The organism is Halomonas sp. DP8Y7-1 (genome assembly GCF_019801685.1).
In the GTDB taxonomy this organism is placed as follows: domain Bacteria; phylum Pseudomonadota; class Gammaproteobacteria; order Pseudomonadales; family Halomonadaceae; genus Halomonas; species Halomonas litopenaei_A.
Map to the genome: position 1 here is coordinate 242,447 of NZ_JAHVIN010000014.1, position 17,957 is coordinate 260,403.

A 17,957-nucleotide genomic window follows, 5' to 3' on the forward strand; every position below is an offset into this window, starting at 1 on the left:
CGGGTCTTGCAGGCTGGTCGTTTCCTCCTCGGACAGGCGGTACTCGACGCATTTAGCCTTGGGCCAGCTGGGACCCGAAATACCCTACCCGGCTAGCACATAAGACAGCATCGACTCGAGGTGTATCCCCGTGCTGCTGCGTAGCGGTGCGTGACGCAAGGGACACCCGCGGTAAGCTTTGGTTGCGCGGGTGTCTGTGGCCCATAGCCGTTACAGTCAAGGATGCGAGCTAGGTCACGGCGCCCACCATCCACGGGACGAACTCATTGTTGCCATACCCCAGGGTTTCGCTAGCGCTGGATTCGCCGGATGCGACCGCGATAATACGCTCAAAGATCATCTCGCCGACCTCTTCGACACTCGCCATTCCATCAGCGATAACACCACAGTTGATATCCATGTCTTCGGCCATGCGTTCATACATAGTGGTATTGGTCGCGAGTTTGATGGATGGTGCGGGCTTGTAGCCTGACACCGAACCCCGTCCCGTCGTGAAGCACACCATATTGGACCCGGATGCGATCTGCCCTGTCACCGATACCGGGTCGTAGCCTGGGCTGTCCATGAAATTGAACCCTGGCTGCGTGCGCGGTTGCGCATACTCGAGTACGTCGTTGAGACTGGTCGACCCGCCCTTGGCGACGGCACCCAGCGATTTTTCCAGGATCGTTGACAGACCACCAGCCTTGTTCCCGGGAGATGGGTTGTTATTCAACTCGGCACCATTGATCTCTGTGTAATGCTTCCACCAGGCAATGCGATCCAGCAGCTTGCTCGCCACGTCCTTGCTGATGGCTCGATCCAGAAGCAGGTGCTCGGCGCCATAGATCTCGGGTGTTTCGCTGAGGATCACGCTCCCGCCGTGCTTGACGATGAGGTCTGCGGCGTGCCCAAGGGCCGGGTTCGCGGTAATGCCCGAGTAGCCGTCTGAACCGCCGCACTGAAGCGCGACGGTAAGGTTGCTGAGAGGACTAGGTTGGCGCTCGGCTCTTGGGTGGCTCTGGGCCATATCCAGGACCTTGTCGCGTGCCAACTTAATGCTTGCCCTGGTGCCGCCAACATCTTGAATATTGAAGTAGTAGAGACGGGATGTATCGGTCAAGCCCGATTTCTCCACCAGTTGCTTGACCTGATTCGTCTCGCAGCCGAGACCAATAATCAGGACGAAGGCGAAGTTTGGGTGTCTTGCATAGCCTGCAATGACGCGCTCCAGAAAGGCGAAGCCTTCTGTTTCAGTATTCATGGCACAGCCGGAGCCATGGGTTACCGGAACGACCCCGTCATAGCCCAGGGCTTCGAGGTCTCCGGACGAGTTAAGCTGTTCTGCGGCCATTTTTGCGACCGTTGCAGAGCAGTTTACCGTGGAGAGGATCCCGATATAGTTCCTGGTTCCTGTCTGGCCATCCGAGCGCAGATAACCATTGAAATGCCGCATACTCTCGTCGGCGTTGGTCATTACTGCCGGCGAGAATCCTTCCAGAGAAGTGGTCCGTTCTAGCATCGAAACATTGTGCGTATGCACATGCTCACCTTGCGCAATATCATGGCTGGCGTTGCCGATGACCTGGCCATACTTGGTGATGCTGTCGCCAGCAGCGATTGCCTTCAAAGCAACCTTGTGACCCGCGTCAATGTTCTGCAAGGACAGGTTTGAATCGTCGTCAATCGGCATGCCTTTCGGCAGGGAACGAGTGGCGACGCCTACATTGTCCTGGGGATGCAAACGAATGACAGCAGGCGTGTTGTTAATTAGCTGCATGGACGGCCTCTAGAAGAGAAATCACAAACTGGCGGAAAGCCTATCAGCTTTGGCAAACGTGACGATTAGACTATAGTCTCACAAAATGATCATTGCGCGCAATATGCATTTGCTTTAGCTTTGGCTCCGCATGCTGCCCGGTCGCCCTCACCAGGGACGATAAAAAACAGCGACAACAGGTGACTCGATGAGACAAACAAAAGCATTATTGACCGCTGCAACCTTTACGCTTTCAACAGGTGCCTTGGTGTTTGCTGCTGGTACCGCGCACGCCGCCACCACGCTGCGACTTGGCCACACTTTTAATCCTGGTGAAGCTAGCTATGAATTGCTTGGTGAGCTCGGCGAGCGGGTAGAACAAAGGACCGATGGCGAGCTGAAGGTTCAAGTCTTCCCGAGTGAGCAGTTGGGCTCTGAAGTACAGCTACTCCAGCAGTCCAAGAATGGTTCCATCGACATTGTTGTACCAGGATACTCTGGAGCCAGTACTCTTCTTCCCGGCATGGAGATTTCAAACGCGCCGTTTATCTTCCAGAGCTGGGAAGAAGCAAGGCATATCCTCGAAGGGGAGGCCTATCAGCCGATCTTCGACGAGCTGAAGGAGCAGCATAATCTGGTACCTCTGGCAAAGACTTGGTACTGGGGCTGGCGCAACCTCACCTTCAACGGTGATGAGGTGCATAGCGTCGAGGATATGAAGGGTCTCAAAGTGCGCGTGCCCGAGTCGCCGGCATGGGTCGAGATGGTAAAAGCCTTTGATGCCTCACCCACCCCGATTCCGTTCAGCGAGGTCTATCTGGCGCTCCAGCAGGGGACTGTCGATGGTCAGGAAAACCCGATTCCCACCATCTATTCCCGCAAGTTCTATGAGGTTCAGGATCAACTGATCATGAGCCGGCACATGCTGCAGAGCCAGGTTGTCCTGATGAACGCGCAGAAGTTCGAGTCATTGCCGGAAAGCCATCAGGATATTCTCCGTGAGGTGGTGCAGGAGCTTGCCCAGGAGAACTACGAGCTGCAGACCGGGCGTGAGGACTCGATGCTAGAAGAGCTTCGTGCTGGCGGTGAGATCAATGTGATCGAAGATATCGACCGTGCCTCCTTCGAGGAAGCCGCAGTACAAGCCAGGGAGAACCTGGTCGATCGCTGGGGTGAAGAAGACTATCGTCGCGTCATGTCCGCGATTGAAACCTATCGCAACTAACTACGGCTACCTAACGCCTTGCCTCGCAGAGCTATCGTGCTGGGCAAGGCGGCGTTTGGCCTATGGTGATACATGACTAGTTTTCTCGTGAAAGTGAACAGCGGTCTGCTTGCGACCGAGAAGGTGTCCATCGGTGTGATCCTTGGTGTGATGGCGCTGCTTCTCACACTGGGGGTGGCATTTCGATACATTCTGGGGGCTCCCTTTGTCTGGAGCGAGAGTGTGTCGAAGCTATTGATCGTCTGGCTGACATTTGTTGGAACCAGTGTGGCTTTTGCTGAAAAGCAGCATATTACCGTCGATTCAGTGGTGTCTGCGATGCCGAGAAGCGTCAGGAGTGTTGTACATACGCTGGTTTTACTCCTTTCCATCGTGATTCTTGGAGCCATGGCGTTCCTCGGATACGAGTACTGCCAGACGGTTGCCAGTAGTACGTCGCCTATTCTAGGGATCTCGCTTGCCTGGTTCGCTTATGCTATGCCGATATTCTTTGTATTTAGCGTTTTTCATTTAATGGTGAACACCGTGATCGAATGCTCTTTCAATGCATTCGAAACCGACATGGAAAATGTATAGGTGTGAAATGTTGATTATTATACTCGCTATACTTTTCTCCCTGATTCTCTTGGGTATGCCGATCGCCTTGGCGATGCTCGGCGCCTCTGTCGTGTCCATTCTTTCCCTCGACATTCCGCTGAATGTTCTGGCGCAGCGGGTTTCTTCCGGGGTCGAGTCCTTTCCTCTGTTGGCAATACCGCTGTTCATGCTCGCCGGCGGGATCATGAACAAGAGTGGCATCAGCGAACGGCTTTTTGACTTTACACGGTCGCTGGTAGGTCACCTGAGAGGCGGTCTCGCCCACGTCAACGTTCTCTCCAGCGTCTTGATGGCGGGCATTTCCGGGTCTTCTCTTGCCGACTGTGCAGCCACCACGCGGGTCATGGTCCCGCAGATGGAGCGCAATGGCTACGATCGGGGATTCTCGGTTGCACTGACCGCCTCTTCTGCCACCTTGTCGCCCATCATTCCGCCTTCAATCCTGATGGTGGTGTACGGTTGGCAGGCCAATATTTCCATCGGCGATCTGTTCATTGCAGGTATCTTGCCAGGCCTGCTGATCGCTCTGCTGCTGACCCTTCTCATCACCGGTATCAGCATCGTCAAGCAATATCCGAAGGATGAAGGATTCCAGCGTTCTCGTGTGGCCAGTTACTTCAAGAAGTCGGTATGGGCGCTGCTTATGCCCGTGCTGATCATCGTCGGCTTTCGCATGGGGATCTTTACGGTTACCGAAGTTGCCGCCGTCGCTGTCGCATATTCTTTCTTCGTCGGTAAGTTTGTCTACAAGACTTTAAGCTGGAAGGATATGGGCGGGCTGCTTGTCTCGACATCGCGTGAAGCTGCTTCCATTCTGATGATCATCGCTGCTTCGGCCCCCTTGGCATGGTCGCTGAGTATTCTGCAGGCACCGCAGGAAGTGGTTACATGGATTACTGGGCTGACGGAAGATCCGTTGATGGTGCTGTTGCTGCTTAACCTTGCATTGCTGGTTATCGGCATGTTCATGGAAACCATTGCCGTAATCATTGTGCTCGTTCCGATCTTGATTCCGCTGTTGAATGCTCTGGATATCAGTCTCGTTCATTTCGGCGTCATCATGCTGTTCAATCTCTTGATCGGACAGATCACTCCGCCTCTCGGGGTGCTGATGTTCGTGAGCTGTAACATCGCCAGGCTGAATACCTTGCAATTCCTGAGGTCCTCGCTTCCCTTCTTCCTGGTGCTGCTGCTTGCGCTGCTGGTGATTACTTATATTCCTGGTTTGTCCCTTGCGTTTATTAATTAACAAGGCGGATTTTTATGCATATTGTACAAGTGGTAAACGATAGTAATGAGATCGTTGCGGCCATCGTCAACGGCGATGAACTTGAGCTGCTGGCACAGCCTCTCTACACCATTGCGCTCCATGCGGCGAACGAGGAGCGTAAGCTGGAAGCGGTGCTGTCCGAGTTTCGCACGGATACTACCCTTTCCTATGAAAAGGCCATCAGCGATGGTCGTCTTCGCGCACCGATCACCCACCCCGAGCCTGCCAACCTGCTGTTGACCGGGACCGGCCTGACCCATCTTGGCAGCGCCGCTCCGCGTAGCCAGATGCACGAAGGCGAGAACGTCGAGGCGAAGACGGCACAGCCCACCGACACTCAGCGCATGTTTGACCTGGGCGTCGCTGGAGGGAAGCCTGCCGCAGGCGAGGTCGGTGCGCAGCCTGAATGGTTCTACAAGGGCACGGGTCATACGCTTCGTGCTCCTTTTGCAGAGATCACGATGCCGGACTTCGCCCTGGATGGTGGGGAAGAAGCCGAGCTTGCCGGGATCTACATCGTCAACGACCAAGGCCGCATCTTCAGAGTCGGCTTTTCCCTGGCCAACGAATTTTCCGATCATGTGACGGAAAAACAGAACTATCTGTATCTGGCGCATTCAAAACTGCGCGATTGCAGCATCGGTCCCGAGATATTCGTTGGCGAACTCCCCGATGAGATCAAGGGGAATGTGTCCTTGCATCGGGATGGCGAACCGCTTTGGCATCGCCCCTTCATGAGCGGTGAAAAGCACATGTGTCACTCGGTGAGTAACCTTGAATACCACCATTTCAAGTATGCAACTTTTTGTCAGCCGAACCAGTTGCACATTCACTTTTTTGGCGCCGCTGTACTGAGTTTCGGTGATGATATTGCCCTTGAAGATGGTGATGAAATGCGTATCGAGTGTGATATCACCACGCGCCCGCTGAGCAATGTGCTGAAGCGTGTGTCAGCTTCAGCACCGGTAATCGAGTCGCTTTAAGGCAAGTTTGCAAGGAGTTTTTATGTATTCATTGGAAGGCAAGCAGCTGATCGGCAGCCAGGCCGTCGAGGCCAGGGGCGAGTCCATCCACGCCGTCAATCCGGCGACCGGCGAGACCCTCGAGCCTGGCTACAAGGCGGGTTCCAGAGCCGAGGTCGAGCGCGCCTGCGAACTGGCCTGGGCGGCCTTCGATCGCTACCGCGAGACCGGCCTCGAGGCCCGGGCGACCTTTCTCGAGACCATCGCCGACGAGATCGAGGCGCTCGGTGACGCCCTGATCGAGCGGGCCATGGCCGAGTCCGGCCTGCCCCAGGCACGTCTGACCGGCGAGCGCGGACGCACCTGCGGCCAGCTCAGGCTGTTCGCCTCCGTCGTGCGTGCCGGCGAATGGCTCGACGTGCGCCACGACCCCGCCTTGCCGAACCGTGAACCGATGCCGCGGGTCGACCTGCGCCAGCGCCATATCGCCCTGGGTCCGGTGGCGGTGTTCGGCGCCTCCAACTTCCCGCTGGCGTTCTCGGTGGCCGGCGGCGATACCGCCTCGGCCCTGGCCGCCGGCTGCCCGGTCATCGTCAAGGCCCACTCGGCCCACCCCGGCACCTCCGAACTGGTTGGCCGCGCGGTGCAGAAGGCAGTGGCCCGCTGCGAACTGCCGGAAGGCGTGTTCTCGCTGCTGTTCGGTTCCGGTCGCGAGGTCGGCCAGGGGCTGGTCAGCGATGCGCGGATCAAGGCGGTGGGCTTCACCGGTTCTCGCAGTGGTGGCACCGCCCTGATGCAGACCGCCCAGGCGCGCCCCGAGCCGATTCCCGTCTACGCCGAGATGAGCTCGATCAATCCGGTGTTCCTGCTGCCCGAGGCGCTCAAGGCCCGTGGCAAGGCGCTGGGTGAGGCCTTCGTCGGCTCGCTGACCATGGGGGCCGGCCAGTTCTGCACCAACCCGGGGCTGGTGATCGCGATCAAGGGTGAGGCTCTGGACGGCTTCGTCGAGGCTGCCGCCGAAGCAGTCAAGGGTGCCTCCGCTCAGACCATGCTGACACCGGGTATTCATGACGCTTACACCCAGGGCGTCAACAATCTGGTCGGCAGCGACAAGGCCCGTGAAGTGGCGCGTGGCCCCGAGGGTGAAGGACCCAACCAGTGTCAGGCCGGCCTGTTCGTGGCCAAGGCCAGCGACTTCCTCAATGATGAGGCGCTGCAGGCCGAGGTATTCGGTTCGACCTCACTGGTTGTCGAGTGTGTCGACCTGGATGAGGTCAAGGCACTGGCCGAGGGCCTCGAGGGCCAGCTGACCGCGACCCTGCAGATGGACGACGGCGACATCGACGCGGCCCGTGGTTTGCTGCCCATCCTCGAGCGCCGTGCCGGCCGGGTGATGGCCAACGGCTGGCCCACCGGGGTCGAGGTATGCCACGCTATGGTCCACGGTGGCCCCTATCCGGCCACCTCTGACGCGCGCACCACCTCGGTCGGCAGCGCGGCCATCCACCGCTTCCTGCGCCCGGTGTGCTATCAGAACCTGCCGGATACCCTATTGCCGCAAGCGCTCAAGGACGGCAACCCCCTGGGTGTTAGCCGCCTGGTGGATGGCAAGCGCGAGAGCTGAGCTTGTCTCATCAGTCGCTGTAGATGAGGTCCATCACCGTCATTATGGGGAGCGCTGGGCGCCCGGACCGGGTAGTTTGTAAGGGAGAGCGTCTACCCAACCACCCTGCAAAGGGTACTTCTGCCCGATGATGAAGGAGTCGCGCCATGGCAAGACGTCCTGCCGGAATGTCGTCCGCTCAGTGGGGATCCCCCCTTGGCTATTGGTTGATGGGCATGCAAATGACCCAGATGATGGTCGAAGCGCAGTGGGTCATGGGCATGCGCTTGCTGGGTATGCGAGGTCTGTGGGCGGTGGCGCCCAACGAGGATGTGCGCATGGTCACGGAGAAGATGACGGCGTTCACCCAGTCGGCCCTGGCCGCACAGCGGGCCGTGATGAAAGGCCACAGCCCTGATCAGGTATGGACCGCAGCCATCCGGCCGCTGGGGCGCAAGACGTCGGCCAACAGCCGGCGCCTGGGGCGTCGGGGTCCCCGCTGGCCGAACTGAAGGGCAGCGTTGCTGACGTTGCCTGATCGTAGGGTCTGCCGCGGGCGGTATCATGTGCCCGCGGTAGTCGCCATAATAGGCGCTGCACACTTTTGCGGAACCCTTCCCCATGTCCGATTCCCGCCATCGCGGGGCGCCCCCGCGCTCCAGCAATAGCCGTTCTTCCTCCTCACGGACCCGCCAGGGCCACGGCGCGCCGAAGGTGATGGTGGGTGAGGTGGCCGACCTGCGTGTGGTGCAGGTCACCGACTTCGGTGCCTTTCTCGATTGGGGGCACGAGCGTGACCTGCTGTTGCCCCGCAGCGAACAGCGCCTGACGCCCGCGGTCGGGCGCCGTGTGCTGGTCAAGGTCAGCGAGGATCACAGCGGTCGTCCGGTGGCCTCTCAGCGGCTTGAGCGCTACCTCAGCGATCATAGCGACGAGCACCGCACCGGTGACCAGGTGGTGCTGATCATTGCCGATACCACCGAGCTCGGGGTCAAGGCGGTGGTCGATCACCGCTGCTGGGGTCTTCTGTACCATGACGAGATCAGCCGCCCGCTGCGTCGCGGCCAGCGCTTGACGGGCTACATCAAGCGCGTGCGCGAGGATGGACGGCTGGATCTGTCGTTGCTGCCTCCCGGCGAGGCCCGCCTGGACGTGGTGGGGGAGCAGGTACTGAAGGCGTTGCGAGATGCCGGGGGATATCTGCCCCTGTCCGACAAGAGCCAGGCTGCAGAGATCAAGGCACGCCTGGGCGTCAGCAAGAATGCCTACAAGCAGGCGATCGGCAGGCTCTACAAGCGCCGACTGATCGTCATCGAGGACAGCGGCGTGCGGCTGGCGCCCAGGGAATCGGGCTCGGTTGCCGACAGTGACTGACCTTGGTGGCGCCGGGGGTGTCGGGCATACTTGACGTCATCAACCGCTAGCGGACGACGCCCGAATGACCAATCGCCCCCTTCGCGTCGGCGTGGTGATGGACCCCATCGACCAGCTGACCTACAAGAAAGACACCAGCCTCGCCATGCTATGGTCCGCTCAGGATCGTGGCTGGAGCCTGTCCTACATGGAGCAGGAAGACCTGTTTCTGCGGGAAGGACGGGCGTATGCCCGGCAGCGCCCGCTCCAGGTACACCGTGATCCGACCCACTGGTACGACCTGGGCGAGGCCGAGTCACTCCCCCTGGCCGAGCTTGACGTGATCCTGATGCGCAAGGATCCGCCGGTGGATAGCCACTTCCTCAATGCCGTGCACCTGCTGGCCTTCGCCGAGCGCGAAGGCGTACTGGTGGTCAACCCCACTCGGCCGCTGTTCGAGTGCAACGAGAAGCTGTTCGCCCAGCAATTTCCGCAGTGCTGTACACCGACCCTGGTGTCCTGTCGCGACAGCGAGATCCGCGCCTTCCAGGCCGAGCACGGCGACGTCATCCTGAAGCCGCTGGACGGCATGGGTGGCAGCGGGATCTTCCACATCGGCCCCGAAGGCCGCAATCTTGGCGCGGTCATCGAGACTCTGACCGAACGCGGCCAGCGCCAGATCATGGCCCAGCGCTTCCTGCCCGAGATCAAGGACGGTGATACCCGCATCCTGCTGGTGGACGGCGAACCCGTACCCTACGGCCTGGCCCGTATCCCTTCCGCTGGCGAGACCCGCGGCAATCTGGCCGCCGGTGGCCGAGGGGTCAGCCGCGAGCTCACCGACCGCGACTACTGGCTGGTCGAGCAGGTCAAACCGGTGATCAAGGAAAAGGGGCTGATGTTCGTTGGGCTGGATGTGATCGGTGACTACATCACCGAGATCAACGTGACCAGCCCCACCTGCGTGCGCGAGATCGATGACCAGCGCGGCACGGACATCGCTGGACTGCTGATGGACGCCATCGAGCGTCGTGTGGCTGCGCATCACGCCGGGCGCTGACTCGGCTCACGGGGTGGCGCCGGACAACGCTTGCCTGGCCCACTGTCGCTGAGCGCGATAGTCACTGAGTGCGATGCCCCCGAATGGTACAATGGGGGCATTCTGCCGGGGCATATGGGCTGACAGCCCTTCCCCGGCCATGCATCTGGATGGCGCGCGAGACCGCCTGGGAGACACATGCAAAGCTTGAAGAATCATTTCCTGATGGCCATGCCCCATCTGGAAGACCCGAATTTCGCAGGAACGCTGAGTTATCTGTGTGATCACGATGACAACGGCACCATGGGCGTGATCGTCAACAAGCCCACCGACCTGACCCTCGAAGCGTTGTTTGAGCAGCTGGAAATCAGTGTCGAGGAAGGCGCCATTGCCGAGGCCCCCGTGTATTACGGTGGTCCGGTTCACAAGGATCGCGGCTTCATTCTGCATACCGGCTCGGCCGAACCTTGGGACTCCAGTATCCAGGTCACCGATGACATCGCCCTGACCACGTCCATGGACATGCTCCAGGCACTGGCCCAGGGCCAAGGCCCCGAGAAGTTTCTGGTATGCCTCGGCTGCGCTGGCTGGGAGTCCGGTCAGCTCGAGAACGAGCTGATGGAGAATGCCTGGCTCACCGTGGAAGGTAGCGCCCATGTGCTGTTCGAGACGCCGCCGGAACAGCGCTTGACGGCCAGTGCCGGCATCCTTGGTGTCGACCTCAACCTGATGACCCGTGAAGCCGGGCACGGCTGATGGCCGGCTCCAAGCGCGCCCCGGGCGAGCGCCTGATCCTGGCCTTTGACTTTGGCACCCGCCGTATTGGTGTCTCGGTCGGCAACGAGCTCTTGCGCAGTGCTCGGGAGCTGCCTCCGCTGCCGGCGCGGGACGGCATTCCCGACTGGGATCATATCAGCGCGCTGGTGGAGGAGTGGCAGCCCGACCGCTTTGTGGTGGGGCTGCCGCTCAACATGGACGGCAGCGAGAGCGAGATGAGCACCCGCGCGCGCAAATTCGGCAAGCGGCTGTTTGGCCGCTACGGTGTCGAGTGCGAGATGTTCGACGAGCGCGGCACCACCCGGGAGGCCAAGGCCATCGCCCGTGAGCAGGGACATGGGGGGAATTTCCGCAAGGAGAGCGTCGATGGCATCGCCGCCGTCCTCATCCTGGAGGGTTACTTCGCCCAAGAGGAAGGCCTGCCCAGCCGCTGAGGGGCCTCCTCTCTCTCGATGCCCCGTATTTCCCGTTCACTTAGCGGCTTTTCCTTGTGCCAACTCTCGCATCAGCAGGGTGCGCTTTCTGTCTACGCCCCAACGGTAGCCGGACAGGGCTCCATCGCTGCGCACGACCCGGTGGCAGGGAATCGCCAGTGCGAGGGAGTTGGAGGCGCAGGCCCTTGCCACGGCTCGCACCGCCTTGGGCGAGCCGATCCGCTCTGCCAACTCGGCGTAACTGATGGTGCTGCCAAGGGGAATCTCGGTCAGCGCCTGCCAGACCCTCTGCTGAAAGGCGGTCCCGCGAATATCCAGCGGCAGTGACAGTCCGACACCAGGCTCTTCGACGAATGCCACCACCTTGGCCACCCAGGCGTCGAAGCGCTTGTCGCCGGGGGTCAGATTGGCGTTCGCGAACTGCTCCTGAAACGCCTGCAAGAGCTGTTCCGCATCGTCCCCCAAGGAAATGGCACAGATGCCCTTGTCGCTGGTCGCCACCAGTATCGTGCCCAGTGAGCATTCTCCCAGGGCGAACTGAATCTCCATGCCCTTGCCGCCCTCACGGTAGCGCTTGGGGGCCATGCCCAGGATACGTTCGGCACTGGCATAGAAGCGTCCGCTGGAATTGAAGCCCGCCGCATAGATCGCGTCGGTGACCGTGTCTTGCCGAGTCAGCGCTTGGCGAACCCGTTCGCTGCGGCAAGCGGCCGCGTAGGCCTTGGGCGTCAGCCCGGTGACGGCAGTGAAGACACGATGGAAGTGGAAACGACTTAGTCCCGCCACCTGGGCCAGTTCGTCAAGCGATGGCAGCGTGTCAGCGTGCTGTATCAGTCGACAGGCCCTGGCGACACTCTGAGCGTGCCGCTGGGGCAAGGAGGCGGCCTGGGGATGGCAGCGCTGACAGGGCCGGTACCCGGCCTGCTCGGCGGCGGCCGCATCGGCATAAAACTCGGCGTTCTCTCGGCGCGGACGGCGCGATGGGCAAGTAGGGCGGCAATAGATTCTGGTGGTGCGCACGGCGTAGATGAAGGCATCCACCGCGGCGACGTCGCGGGCCAGTACCGCGGCCCATCTGGCCTCATCGGAAGCGAAGCGTTGCGGACTATCTTCGGGTATCTCGTTCATGGCGGGCTCCTGCAGAGGCTGCGGCAATCTTCATGGGGACAAGATGCGCCCCGACGGCGCCTGACACACTCCGCCTCTTGCTTTCAAAACACCTGCACACTGGTGGCGTGACATGCCCGTTACCTCGTGTGCCGCCCCGCCCATCTGCCACTCTACCACGCCGATCGCCACCGCCAGGCAGGGAAGGCCTCTGGGGTGGCGTCGAGTCGCGTGACCATTATCTCGTTTCTGTCTATTCCCCACCTCGACGCTATCTCGACTTTCGCAGCAACAAACGAAGTTCCCTCGCCGCTTCACCGACATAGGCTGCCAGGGTGTCCCGACCGGAGTCGTTGAAATGAAGATGATCGATCGCATTATGGGGCCCATGGAGTGGGCGCTATTGCTGGGCTTGTCGATATTGTGGGGTGGCTCATTCTTTTTCGTGGGAGTGGCCGTCGCGGAACTTGGGCCGCTCACCATCGTGGCCCTGCGAGTGGGCCTGGCCGCTGTGGCGCTGAACGTCCTGATACTGCTGCGAGGCCAGCGCATGCCCCTGGACCCAGGGCTGTGGGCTGCCTTCTTTGCCATGGGGTTGCTCAACAACATGCTGCCGTTCAGCCTGATTGCCTGGGGACAGGGGGTTATTGCCAGTGGCTTGGCGTCGATTCTCAATGCCACCACGCCATTTTTTACCCTCGTCGTGGCGCACTTTCTTACCCGTGACGAGCCCCTGAGCGCAGGTCGGCTGTTGGGTGTGGCGATCGGCTTTGCCGGTGTGGTGTATATGCTGGGCAGCGAGGTTCACGCGGGTACCGAGAGCCACGCATGGGCAGCGCTTGCGGTGCTGGCTGGCGCCCTGTCCTATGCCTTTGCCGGGGTCTTCGGGCGCCGTTTTCGCACCCTGGGCTGTCCGCCCCTGATCGCCGCCTGTGGCCAGGTCACGGCCTCGGCATTGGTGCTGATGCCCTTGGCCTTGGGGGTAGAGCGTTTCTGGCAATCACCCTGGCCGGGGCTGGCAACGTGGACGGCGGTGGTTAGCCTGGCACTCTTCTCGACCGCCCTGGCATATCTGATCTACTTTCGACTGCTGGAGCGTGCGGGGGCAACGAACCTGCTGCTGGTCACCTTGCTGATCCCGGCCAGCGCCATTCTGCTGGGAATGTGGGTGCTGGACGAGCGCCTGGAGTGGCGCCACCTGGCGGGCCTGGGGCTGATCGCCCTTGGGCTGTTGGCCATCGACGGGCGGCCATGGAGATGGTGTCGAAGCGTTGCCTGGACGCGTGGGAAGGCCCGGCGAGAAGGCGCGAAGCACTGACGCCCACGGTGGGAGTTCAGAGTGTGAAGGGGTCCTCTTCCTAGACACCCCGACCAACAGCCGAGGCCAAGACCGCTGGCTGTTGGTCGGTTTTGTGGTCAGAGCGTCACTGGTTGGCCTTAGCTTTCCAGACTGAGCTCTGGAGTCGCCTGACGGAATCCACGGGTCAGCCAGGCGAGCCACGCGAGACCACATACGAGCCAGATGCCTCCTAGCGTCAGGGCAGCGCTATCAAGGCTTGCCATCAGCCACAGGATCGCCAGCAGCCCGATGAGTGGTGCGATGAGATAGGTCAGGGTGTCACGCAGACCGCGGCGTCGTTGCTTGAGGTAGTAGTGGGCGATGACGGCGACGTTGACGAGGGCAAAGGCCAGAAAAGCGCCAAAATTGATGAAAGATGCGGCGGAAAGCACATCCATGGTGAGCGCCAGGAGTGCCACGGCGCCGCTGAGTATGAGTCCGCCTGTCGGTGTGCCGAAGCGTCCCAGGCGACCTAGCAAGCGGGTCGAGAGCACACCGTCACGGCCCATGGCGTACAACAGTCGAGAACCGCTGGCTTGAGCAGCGATGCCTGAGGCGAACTGACCCACGACCAGGCCGATCAGAAAGATGGAGACGAAGATATCGCCGCCGATGTTGCGCGCTATCTCGTAGGCGGCGGCATCCGGGTTGGCGAAAGCGTATCCCGGGGCGGCAAGCTGCACGACGTAGGACACCAGGATGAAGATCAGACCGCCCAGCAGAGTAATCAGCAGAATGGCTCGGGGCAGGGTGCGCTCAGGCTGGTGGGTCTCCTCCGTCAGGGTTGTGACGGCATCAAAACCCAGGAACGAGTAACAGGCCACTGCGGCGCCCGCCATCAGCAGGGGAAGTTGAGGGTTGTCGGTACTACCGAAGAATGGCGCCAGACTCCACAAGGGTTGACTGGGGTCGCCCATGACATAGTGCACGGCCAAGGCGACAAAGGCAGCGATGACGAGTACCTGCACCAGCATCAACACGCTGTTGACCAAGCTGGCCAGTGTCAGTCCCAGAATGTTGATGAGTGTGGTGACGGTTATAAAGGCGATAAGCCAGACCGCTACAGGCAGCGCAGGGAAAGCGGAATGGAGGTACGCCGCGCCGATAAGCCAGATCACCATGGGCAGAAACAAATAGTCCAGGAGAATGGCCCAACCGGCCATGAATCCCAGTCGGTCGTTGATCGCATGGCGTACGTAGGCATAGGCGGATCCGGCGACGGGGTAGGCGCTAGCCATACGTCCATAGCTATGTGCGGTAAATAGCATGGCGACGAGTGCTGCGCTGTAGGCACCCGAGACCGCGCCTTCAGAGACGACGGCCAGGACACCAAAGGTGCCAAGGACGATAATCGGCGTCATATAGGCAAGGCCAAAAAGAACCACTTGCCACAGGCCAAGCTGGGGTTTGGAAGAGGACATTGAGAAACTCGCTTTATGGTTGTTGATGGTGGCCGCCGCGGCGGCTGTCGTTGTTAGAAGTCGAGCGTCGGGGCTGTTCAGGGGAGACGGAAACCGGGGCCTTGCGGATCATCGTCGCGCTCGAGCGTCAGCTCGGCGCGCCGGTCCCTGAGGTAGTCATAGTCGCGTCGAGCATGAGCGCGCTGATTAAGGTCGAGAGAGACGCGGTGCACGCCAGGTTCTCGGCCGGCCTCGAACAAGGTCTCTCCAAATGGGGAGTACACTGCACTGCGCCCCGCGAAGATCAAGCCAGCACCTTCGCCGCAGCGATTGGCCATGGCGAGAAAGCATTGGTTGTCCTGTGCGCGAGCCTGGGCGGCTCGCGCATGCACTGGTCCATAGGGGTCCATGTTGCCGTTGGTGACGATCATCAGGTCCGCATCGAGCACACCCAGTGCCCTGGCGGTTTCGGGAAACTCGATGTCGTAGCAGATCATCAGTCCCACGGTCAGGCCGCGCCAGCGAGTGACGCCAATGCGATCCCCCAGGCCTACCAGCTCTCGCTCGTCCGGCCACAGATGGGTCTTGCGGTAGGTGAGCGCGATACCTTCTTCAGGGGTAATCAAGATCGTCGTGTTGTAGACCCCGTCCACGGCGCGCTCGAGTAGGCCAATCGCTAGTGCACAGTCCTGTTGACGGCTTGCCTCAACCAGGCGCGCGACTTCAGGACCGTCAAGCGACAAGGCACGATCCTCGACATGACCAGGCTCGGCAAAGCCGCTGAGATGAGTCTCGGGAAAGATCATCAGCGATACTTGATCACCATGACGCATCAAGGTGGACAAGGCAGCCTCCAGATTGGCCTTGATGTCCCCTTCAATGCCGGGAAGTTGTGCCAGGGCTAACTGCATGGAAGACTCCACTGCGTTGTTGTTGGTTGGCATTCGGTAAAACATCAGTATCCTTTTTTCACCGGGCCTGCCTATTCCATGGCAGGGTTACCCCCCTTGGGTGAGGCCCTGCAGATGAACCAAGTGAGTGAAGAAGGAACCGCGGGCGTGCTGGACACGCTGGGCTGGCACCGCGACGTTGCACGTCTACTTGCGCGGCTGGAAAGCGATGACTTCTGGGACAGCATCACCAGAACTCTGGCCCGGCACGTCGTCTTCAATACATGGGTGGCTGTCGTCTTCCATTCTGATAAGCCGCCGACCATTCTGGCGGATAGTGATGAGGACGATGGTGCCGATGAGAGCTTGTTCGAGGACTATCAGCGAGGGCTGTACCTGCTGGATCCGTTCTACATCGCGGCATGTGACTCGGCACACAGTGGACTGGTGACGCTGGATGACGTGGCGCCAGTGCGTTTCACCTCTACTGAGTACTATCAGCGTTACTTTCGGCGCAACATCGTCAGTGATGAGGTTCAAATCAACCGCCCCCTGGGAGCTGGCCGGACGTTATGTCTGTCCTTGGGAGCCACCCGGCGCTTTCGGCATGGGGAAATCGGTCTGCTTCATCTGATTGAGCCTTGGCTCGGCGAACTGATGCGCCTGCGCATGTACTTCGAGCAGTCGGGGGCGACGGCCGGGCCTCATCCGTGGCATCCACAGCGCGATGGCGTGGATGCAACGGCGACCCGCTTCGGGCTAACCGAGCGTGAACGTGAGGTCAGTCAGTTGATGTTGGGAGGCAGCTCGACCAAGGAGATCGCTCGCCGACTGGCGATTTCGGTGGAAACGGTCCGAGTCCACAAGAAGCACCTTTATGCCAAGCTTGGTATCAACACTCAGGCTGAGCTGTTCTCGCGTTTCTGGCAGGAGCGTCGCTGACGCCCACGGCGGGAGTTCCGGAAACACTGCATAGATGCCTGCGCCGACGATGCGCTGCGTTGCGCGCTGCTCGAACTCGTCACCTATACCGCATAGGCTCCGGGTGCTGCGCGGCGGGCGCATAGTGCTTCCTTCAGGCGCCCGCCGGATGAGTGCAGCCCGGGACGATCGGCCTAGAACGCTGCGTCATCGACCCCGACGGTGGCTGGCACGAACCAGGGAACATCGCGCATGTCTCGCTCGATCAGATGCTCGACCTTCAATAGCGTCGCGAAGATCGCCATACGCACCGGGATGCCGTTGTCGGTCTGACGGAAGATCGCCAGGCGCGGGTCTCCGTTGAGGTCCACGTCCAGGTCGTTGGCTTCTGGCCGGCTGTCACGGGGCAGTGGGTGCATGATGATGGTCGAGGGGTTGCAGCGGCTGTCCATGAAGGCGCGATGGACGGTGAAATCCCGCGACAGGTTGAAGCCTTCGCTCATCTCGGCGGTGAAGCGCTCCTTCTGGATGCGAGTGGTGTAGACCACATCGACGTCGGAGAAATCGCCCGCCAGGCTGTCGCGCACTTTCACGTCCAACCCCTGACGGCTGACGCGCTCGATCAGATGTTGCGGCATCTCCAGCCCGGGCGGCGCCACCAGCGTGATACGCATCGGTGCGTATAGTGCCAGCAGCTTGATCAGCGAATGCACGGTACGGCCGAACTTCAGGTCGCCGGTCATCAGCACATGAGCGCCCTTCAGCGCCTTGCCCTGGCGGTTGAACTCCTTGTCGATGGTGTAGAAGTCCAGCAGCGCCTGGCTCGGGTGCTCGCCGGGACCGTCGCCTGCGTTGATCACCGGTACATGGGTGGCGCTGGCGAATTCGGCCACGGATCCCTGATCCGGGTGACGCATCACGATCGCGTCGCAATAGCCTGCCATCACCCGGCTGGTATCGTAGAGGGATTCTCCCTTGGCCATCGACGAGAAGGTAAAGCCGGTGGTGTCACAGACGCTACCGCCAAGCCGCGAGAAGGCGGTGTGGAAGCTGACGCGGGTGCGGGTGCTGGCCTCGAAGAACAGGTTGCCGAGTACCGCGCCTTCCAGAACCCTGGTGACCTTGCGCCGCTGGGCAATGGGTTCCATGGTGGCCGCCACCCGCATCAGGTGGTCGATATCGTCGCGGGACAGGGAATCGATGGAGAGCAGGTGGGACATCACAGCGGCCTCGGCAGTGGGAACGGGCGCTAGTGTAACGCCGGAGCACAGTCAGTTCAGCCTCGATAAGCCTCTCAGCTGT

At 60.6% G+C, this 17,957-nt stretch carries 17 protein-coding genes; 12 read left to right on the forward strand and 5 right to left on the reverse strand.

The window, feature by feature from the left end; genetic code table 11:
- Positions 1 to 229: 229 nt before the first annotated feature.
- Positions 230 to 1,759: a UxaA family hydrolase gene (locus KUV41_RS17965; RefSeq protein ID WP_222486926.1), complete on the reverse strand. Its 1,530-nt coding sequence runs from the start codon at positions 1,757 to 1,759 to the stop codon at positions 230 to 232.
- A gap of 187 nt (positions 1,760 to 1,946) precedes the next feature.
- On the opposite strand from KUV41_RS17965, the gene KUV41_RS17970 reads away from it, so the two are divergent.
- The 10 genes from KUV41_RS17970 (at position 1,947) to ruvX (ending at position 10,998) form a co-directional block, all read left to right on the forward strand.
- The gene (locus KUV41_RS17970) at positions 1,947 to 2,963 is read left to right on the forward strand and encodes a TRAP transporter substrate-binding protein (RefSeq protein ID WP_222486927.1); all 1,017 of its coding nucleotides are present in this window, start codon (positions 1,947 to 1,949) and stop codon (positions 2,961 to 2,963) included.
- A gap of 72 nt (positions 2,964 to 3,035) precedes the next feature.
- On the forward strand, positions 3,036 to 3,539 hold the full coding sequence (locus KUV41_RS17975) for a TRAP transporter small permease (protein ID WP_206942146.1): 504 nt from the start codon (positions 3,036 to 3,038) through the stop codon (positions 3,537 to 3,539).
- A gap of 7 nt (positions 3,540 to 3,546) precedes the next feature.
- Positions 3,547 to 4,809, forward strand: a complete 1,263-nt coding sequence (locus KUV41_RS17980; protein ID WP_222486928.1) for a TRAP transporter large permease — start codon at positions 3,547 to 3,549, stop codon at positions 4,807 to 4,809.
- 14 nt (positions 4,810 to 4,823) lie between these two features.
- Positions 4,824 to 5,813: an AraD1 family protein gene (gene araD1, locus KUV41_RS17985; protein ID WP_222486929.1), complete on the forward strand. Its 990-nt coding sequence runs from the start codon at positions 4,824 to 4,826 to the stop codon at positions 5,811 to 5,813.
- A 22-nt stretch (positions 5,814 to 5,835) separates the two neighbouring features.
- A complete protein-coding gene (locus KUV41_RS17990) occupies positions 5,836 to 7,416 on the forward strand; it encodes an aldehyde dehydrogenase (NADP(+)) (protein WP_222486930.1) in 1,581 nt (526 codons plus the stop codon).
- A gap of 146 nt (positions 7,417 to 7,562) precedes the next feature.
- The gene (locus KUV41_RS17995) at positions 7,563 to 7,907 is read left to right on the forward strand and encodes a hypothetical protein (protein ID WP_206942150.1); all 345 of its coding nucleotides are present in this window, start codon (positions 7,563 to 7,565) and stop codon (positions 7,905 to 7,907) included.
- A gap of 109 nt (positions 7,908 to 8,016) precedes the next feature.
- Positions 8,017 to 8,769 (forward strand): S1 RNA-binding domain-containing protein, encoded by a 753-nt coding sequence (locus tag KUV41_RS18000; protein ID WP_206942151.1) that lies wholly within the window; start codon positions 8,017 to 8,019, stop codon positions 8,767 to 8,769.
- 64 nt (positions 8,770 to 8,833) lie between these two features.
- The gene (gene gshB / locus KUV41_RS18005) at positions 8,834 to 9,808 is read left to right on the forward strand and encodes a glutathione synthase (protein WP_206942152.1); all 975 of its coding nucleotides are present in this window, start codon (positions 8,834 to 8,836) and stop codon (positions 9,806 to 9,808) included.
- A gap of 177 nt (positions 9,809 to 9,985) precedes the next feature.
- A complete protein-coding gene (locus KUV41_RS18010; RefSeq protein ID WP_206942153.1) occupies positions 9,986 to 10,543 on the forward strand; it encodes a YqgE/AlgH family protein in 558 nt (185 codons plus the stop codon).
- Entirely contained in the window at positions 10,543 to 10,998 is a 456-nt protein-coding gene (ruvX, locus tag KUV41_RS18015; RefSeq protein ID WP_222486931.1) for a Holliday junction resolvase RuvX, read from the forward strand. The genes KUV41_RS18010 and ruvX overlap by 1 nt, the downstream gene beginning before the upstream one ends.
- A gap of 36 nt (positions 10,999 to 11,034) precedes the next feature.
- Here the strand turns inward: ruvX and ada are convergent, their stop codons facing one another.
- The gene (ada, locus tag KUV41_RS18020; protein WP_222486932.1) at positions 11,035 to 12,126 is read right to left on the reverse strand and encodes a bifunctional DNA-binding transcriptional regulator/O6-methylguanine-DNA methyltransferase Ada; all 1,092 of its coding nucleotides are present in this window, start codon (positions 12,124 to 12,126) and stop codon (positions 11,035 to 11,037) included.
- Positions 12,127 to 12,463: 337 nt separating this feature from the next.
- Here ada and KUV41_RS18025 point away from each other — a divergent pair, with 337 nt between their 5' ends.
- Positions 12,464 to 13,423 (forward strand): DMT family transporter, encoded by a 960-nt coding sequence (locus KUV41_RS18025; protein WP_222486933.1) that lies wholly within the window; start codon positions 12,464 to 12,466, stop codon positions 13,421 to 13,423.
- A 119-nt stretch (positions 13,424 to 13,542) separates the two neighbouring features.
- Here KUV41_RS18025 and KUV41_RS18030 read toward each other — a convergent pair whose 3' ends face one another.
- Both KUV41_RS18030 and KUV41_RS18035 read right to left on the reverse strand, forming a co-directional pair.
- Positions 13,543 to 14,865: an APC family permease gene (locus KUV41_RS18030; RefSeq protein WP_222162231.1), complete on the reverse strand. Its 1,323-nt coding sequence runs from the start codon at positions 14,863 to 14,865 to the stop codon at positions 13,543 to 13,545.
- Positions 14,866 to 14,942: 77 nt separating this feature from the next.
- On the reverse strand, positions 14,943 to 15,755 hold the full coding sequence (locus tag KUV41_RS18035; protein ID WP_222162230.1) for a carbon-nitrogen hydrolase family protein: 813 nt from the start codon (positions 15,753 to 15,755) through the stop codon (positions 14,943 to 14,945).
- A gap of 114 nt (positions 15,756 to 15,869) precedes the next feature.
- Between KUV41_RS18035 and KUV41_RS18040 the strand changes: the two genes are divergently transcribed.
- Positions 15,870 to 16,676: a helix-turn-helix transcriptional regulator gene (locus tag KUV41_RS18040; protein ID WP_222486934.1), complete on the forward strand. Its 807-nt coding sequence runs from the start codon at positions 15,870 to 15,872 to the stop codon at positions 16,674 to 16,676.
- Positions 16,677 to 16,849: 173 nt separating this feature from the next.
- Here the strand turns inward: KUV41_RS18040 and pyrB are convergent, their stop codons facing one another.
- The gene (pyrB, locus tag KUV41_RS18045; protein ID WP_222484307.1) at positions 16,850 to 17,878 is read right to left on the reverse strand and encodes an aspartate carbamoyltransferase; all 1,029 of its coding nucleotides are present in this window, start codon (positions 17,876 to 17,878) and stop codon (positions 16,850 to 16,852) included.
- Positions 17,879 to 17,957: the final 79 nt, after the last annotated feature.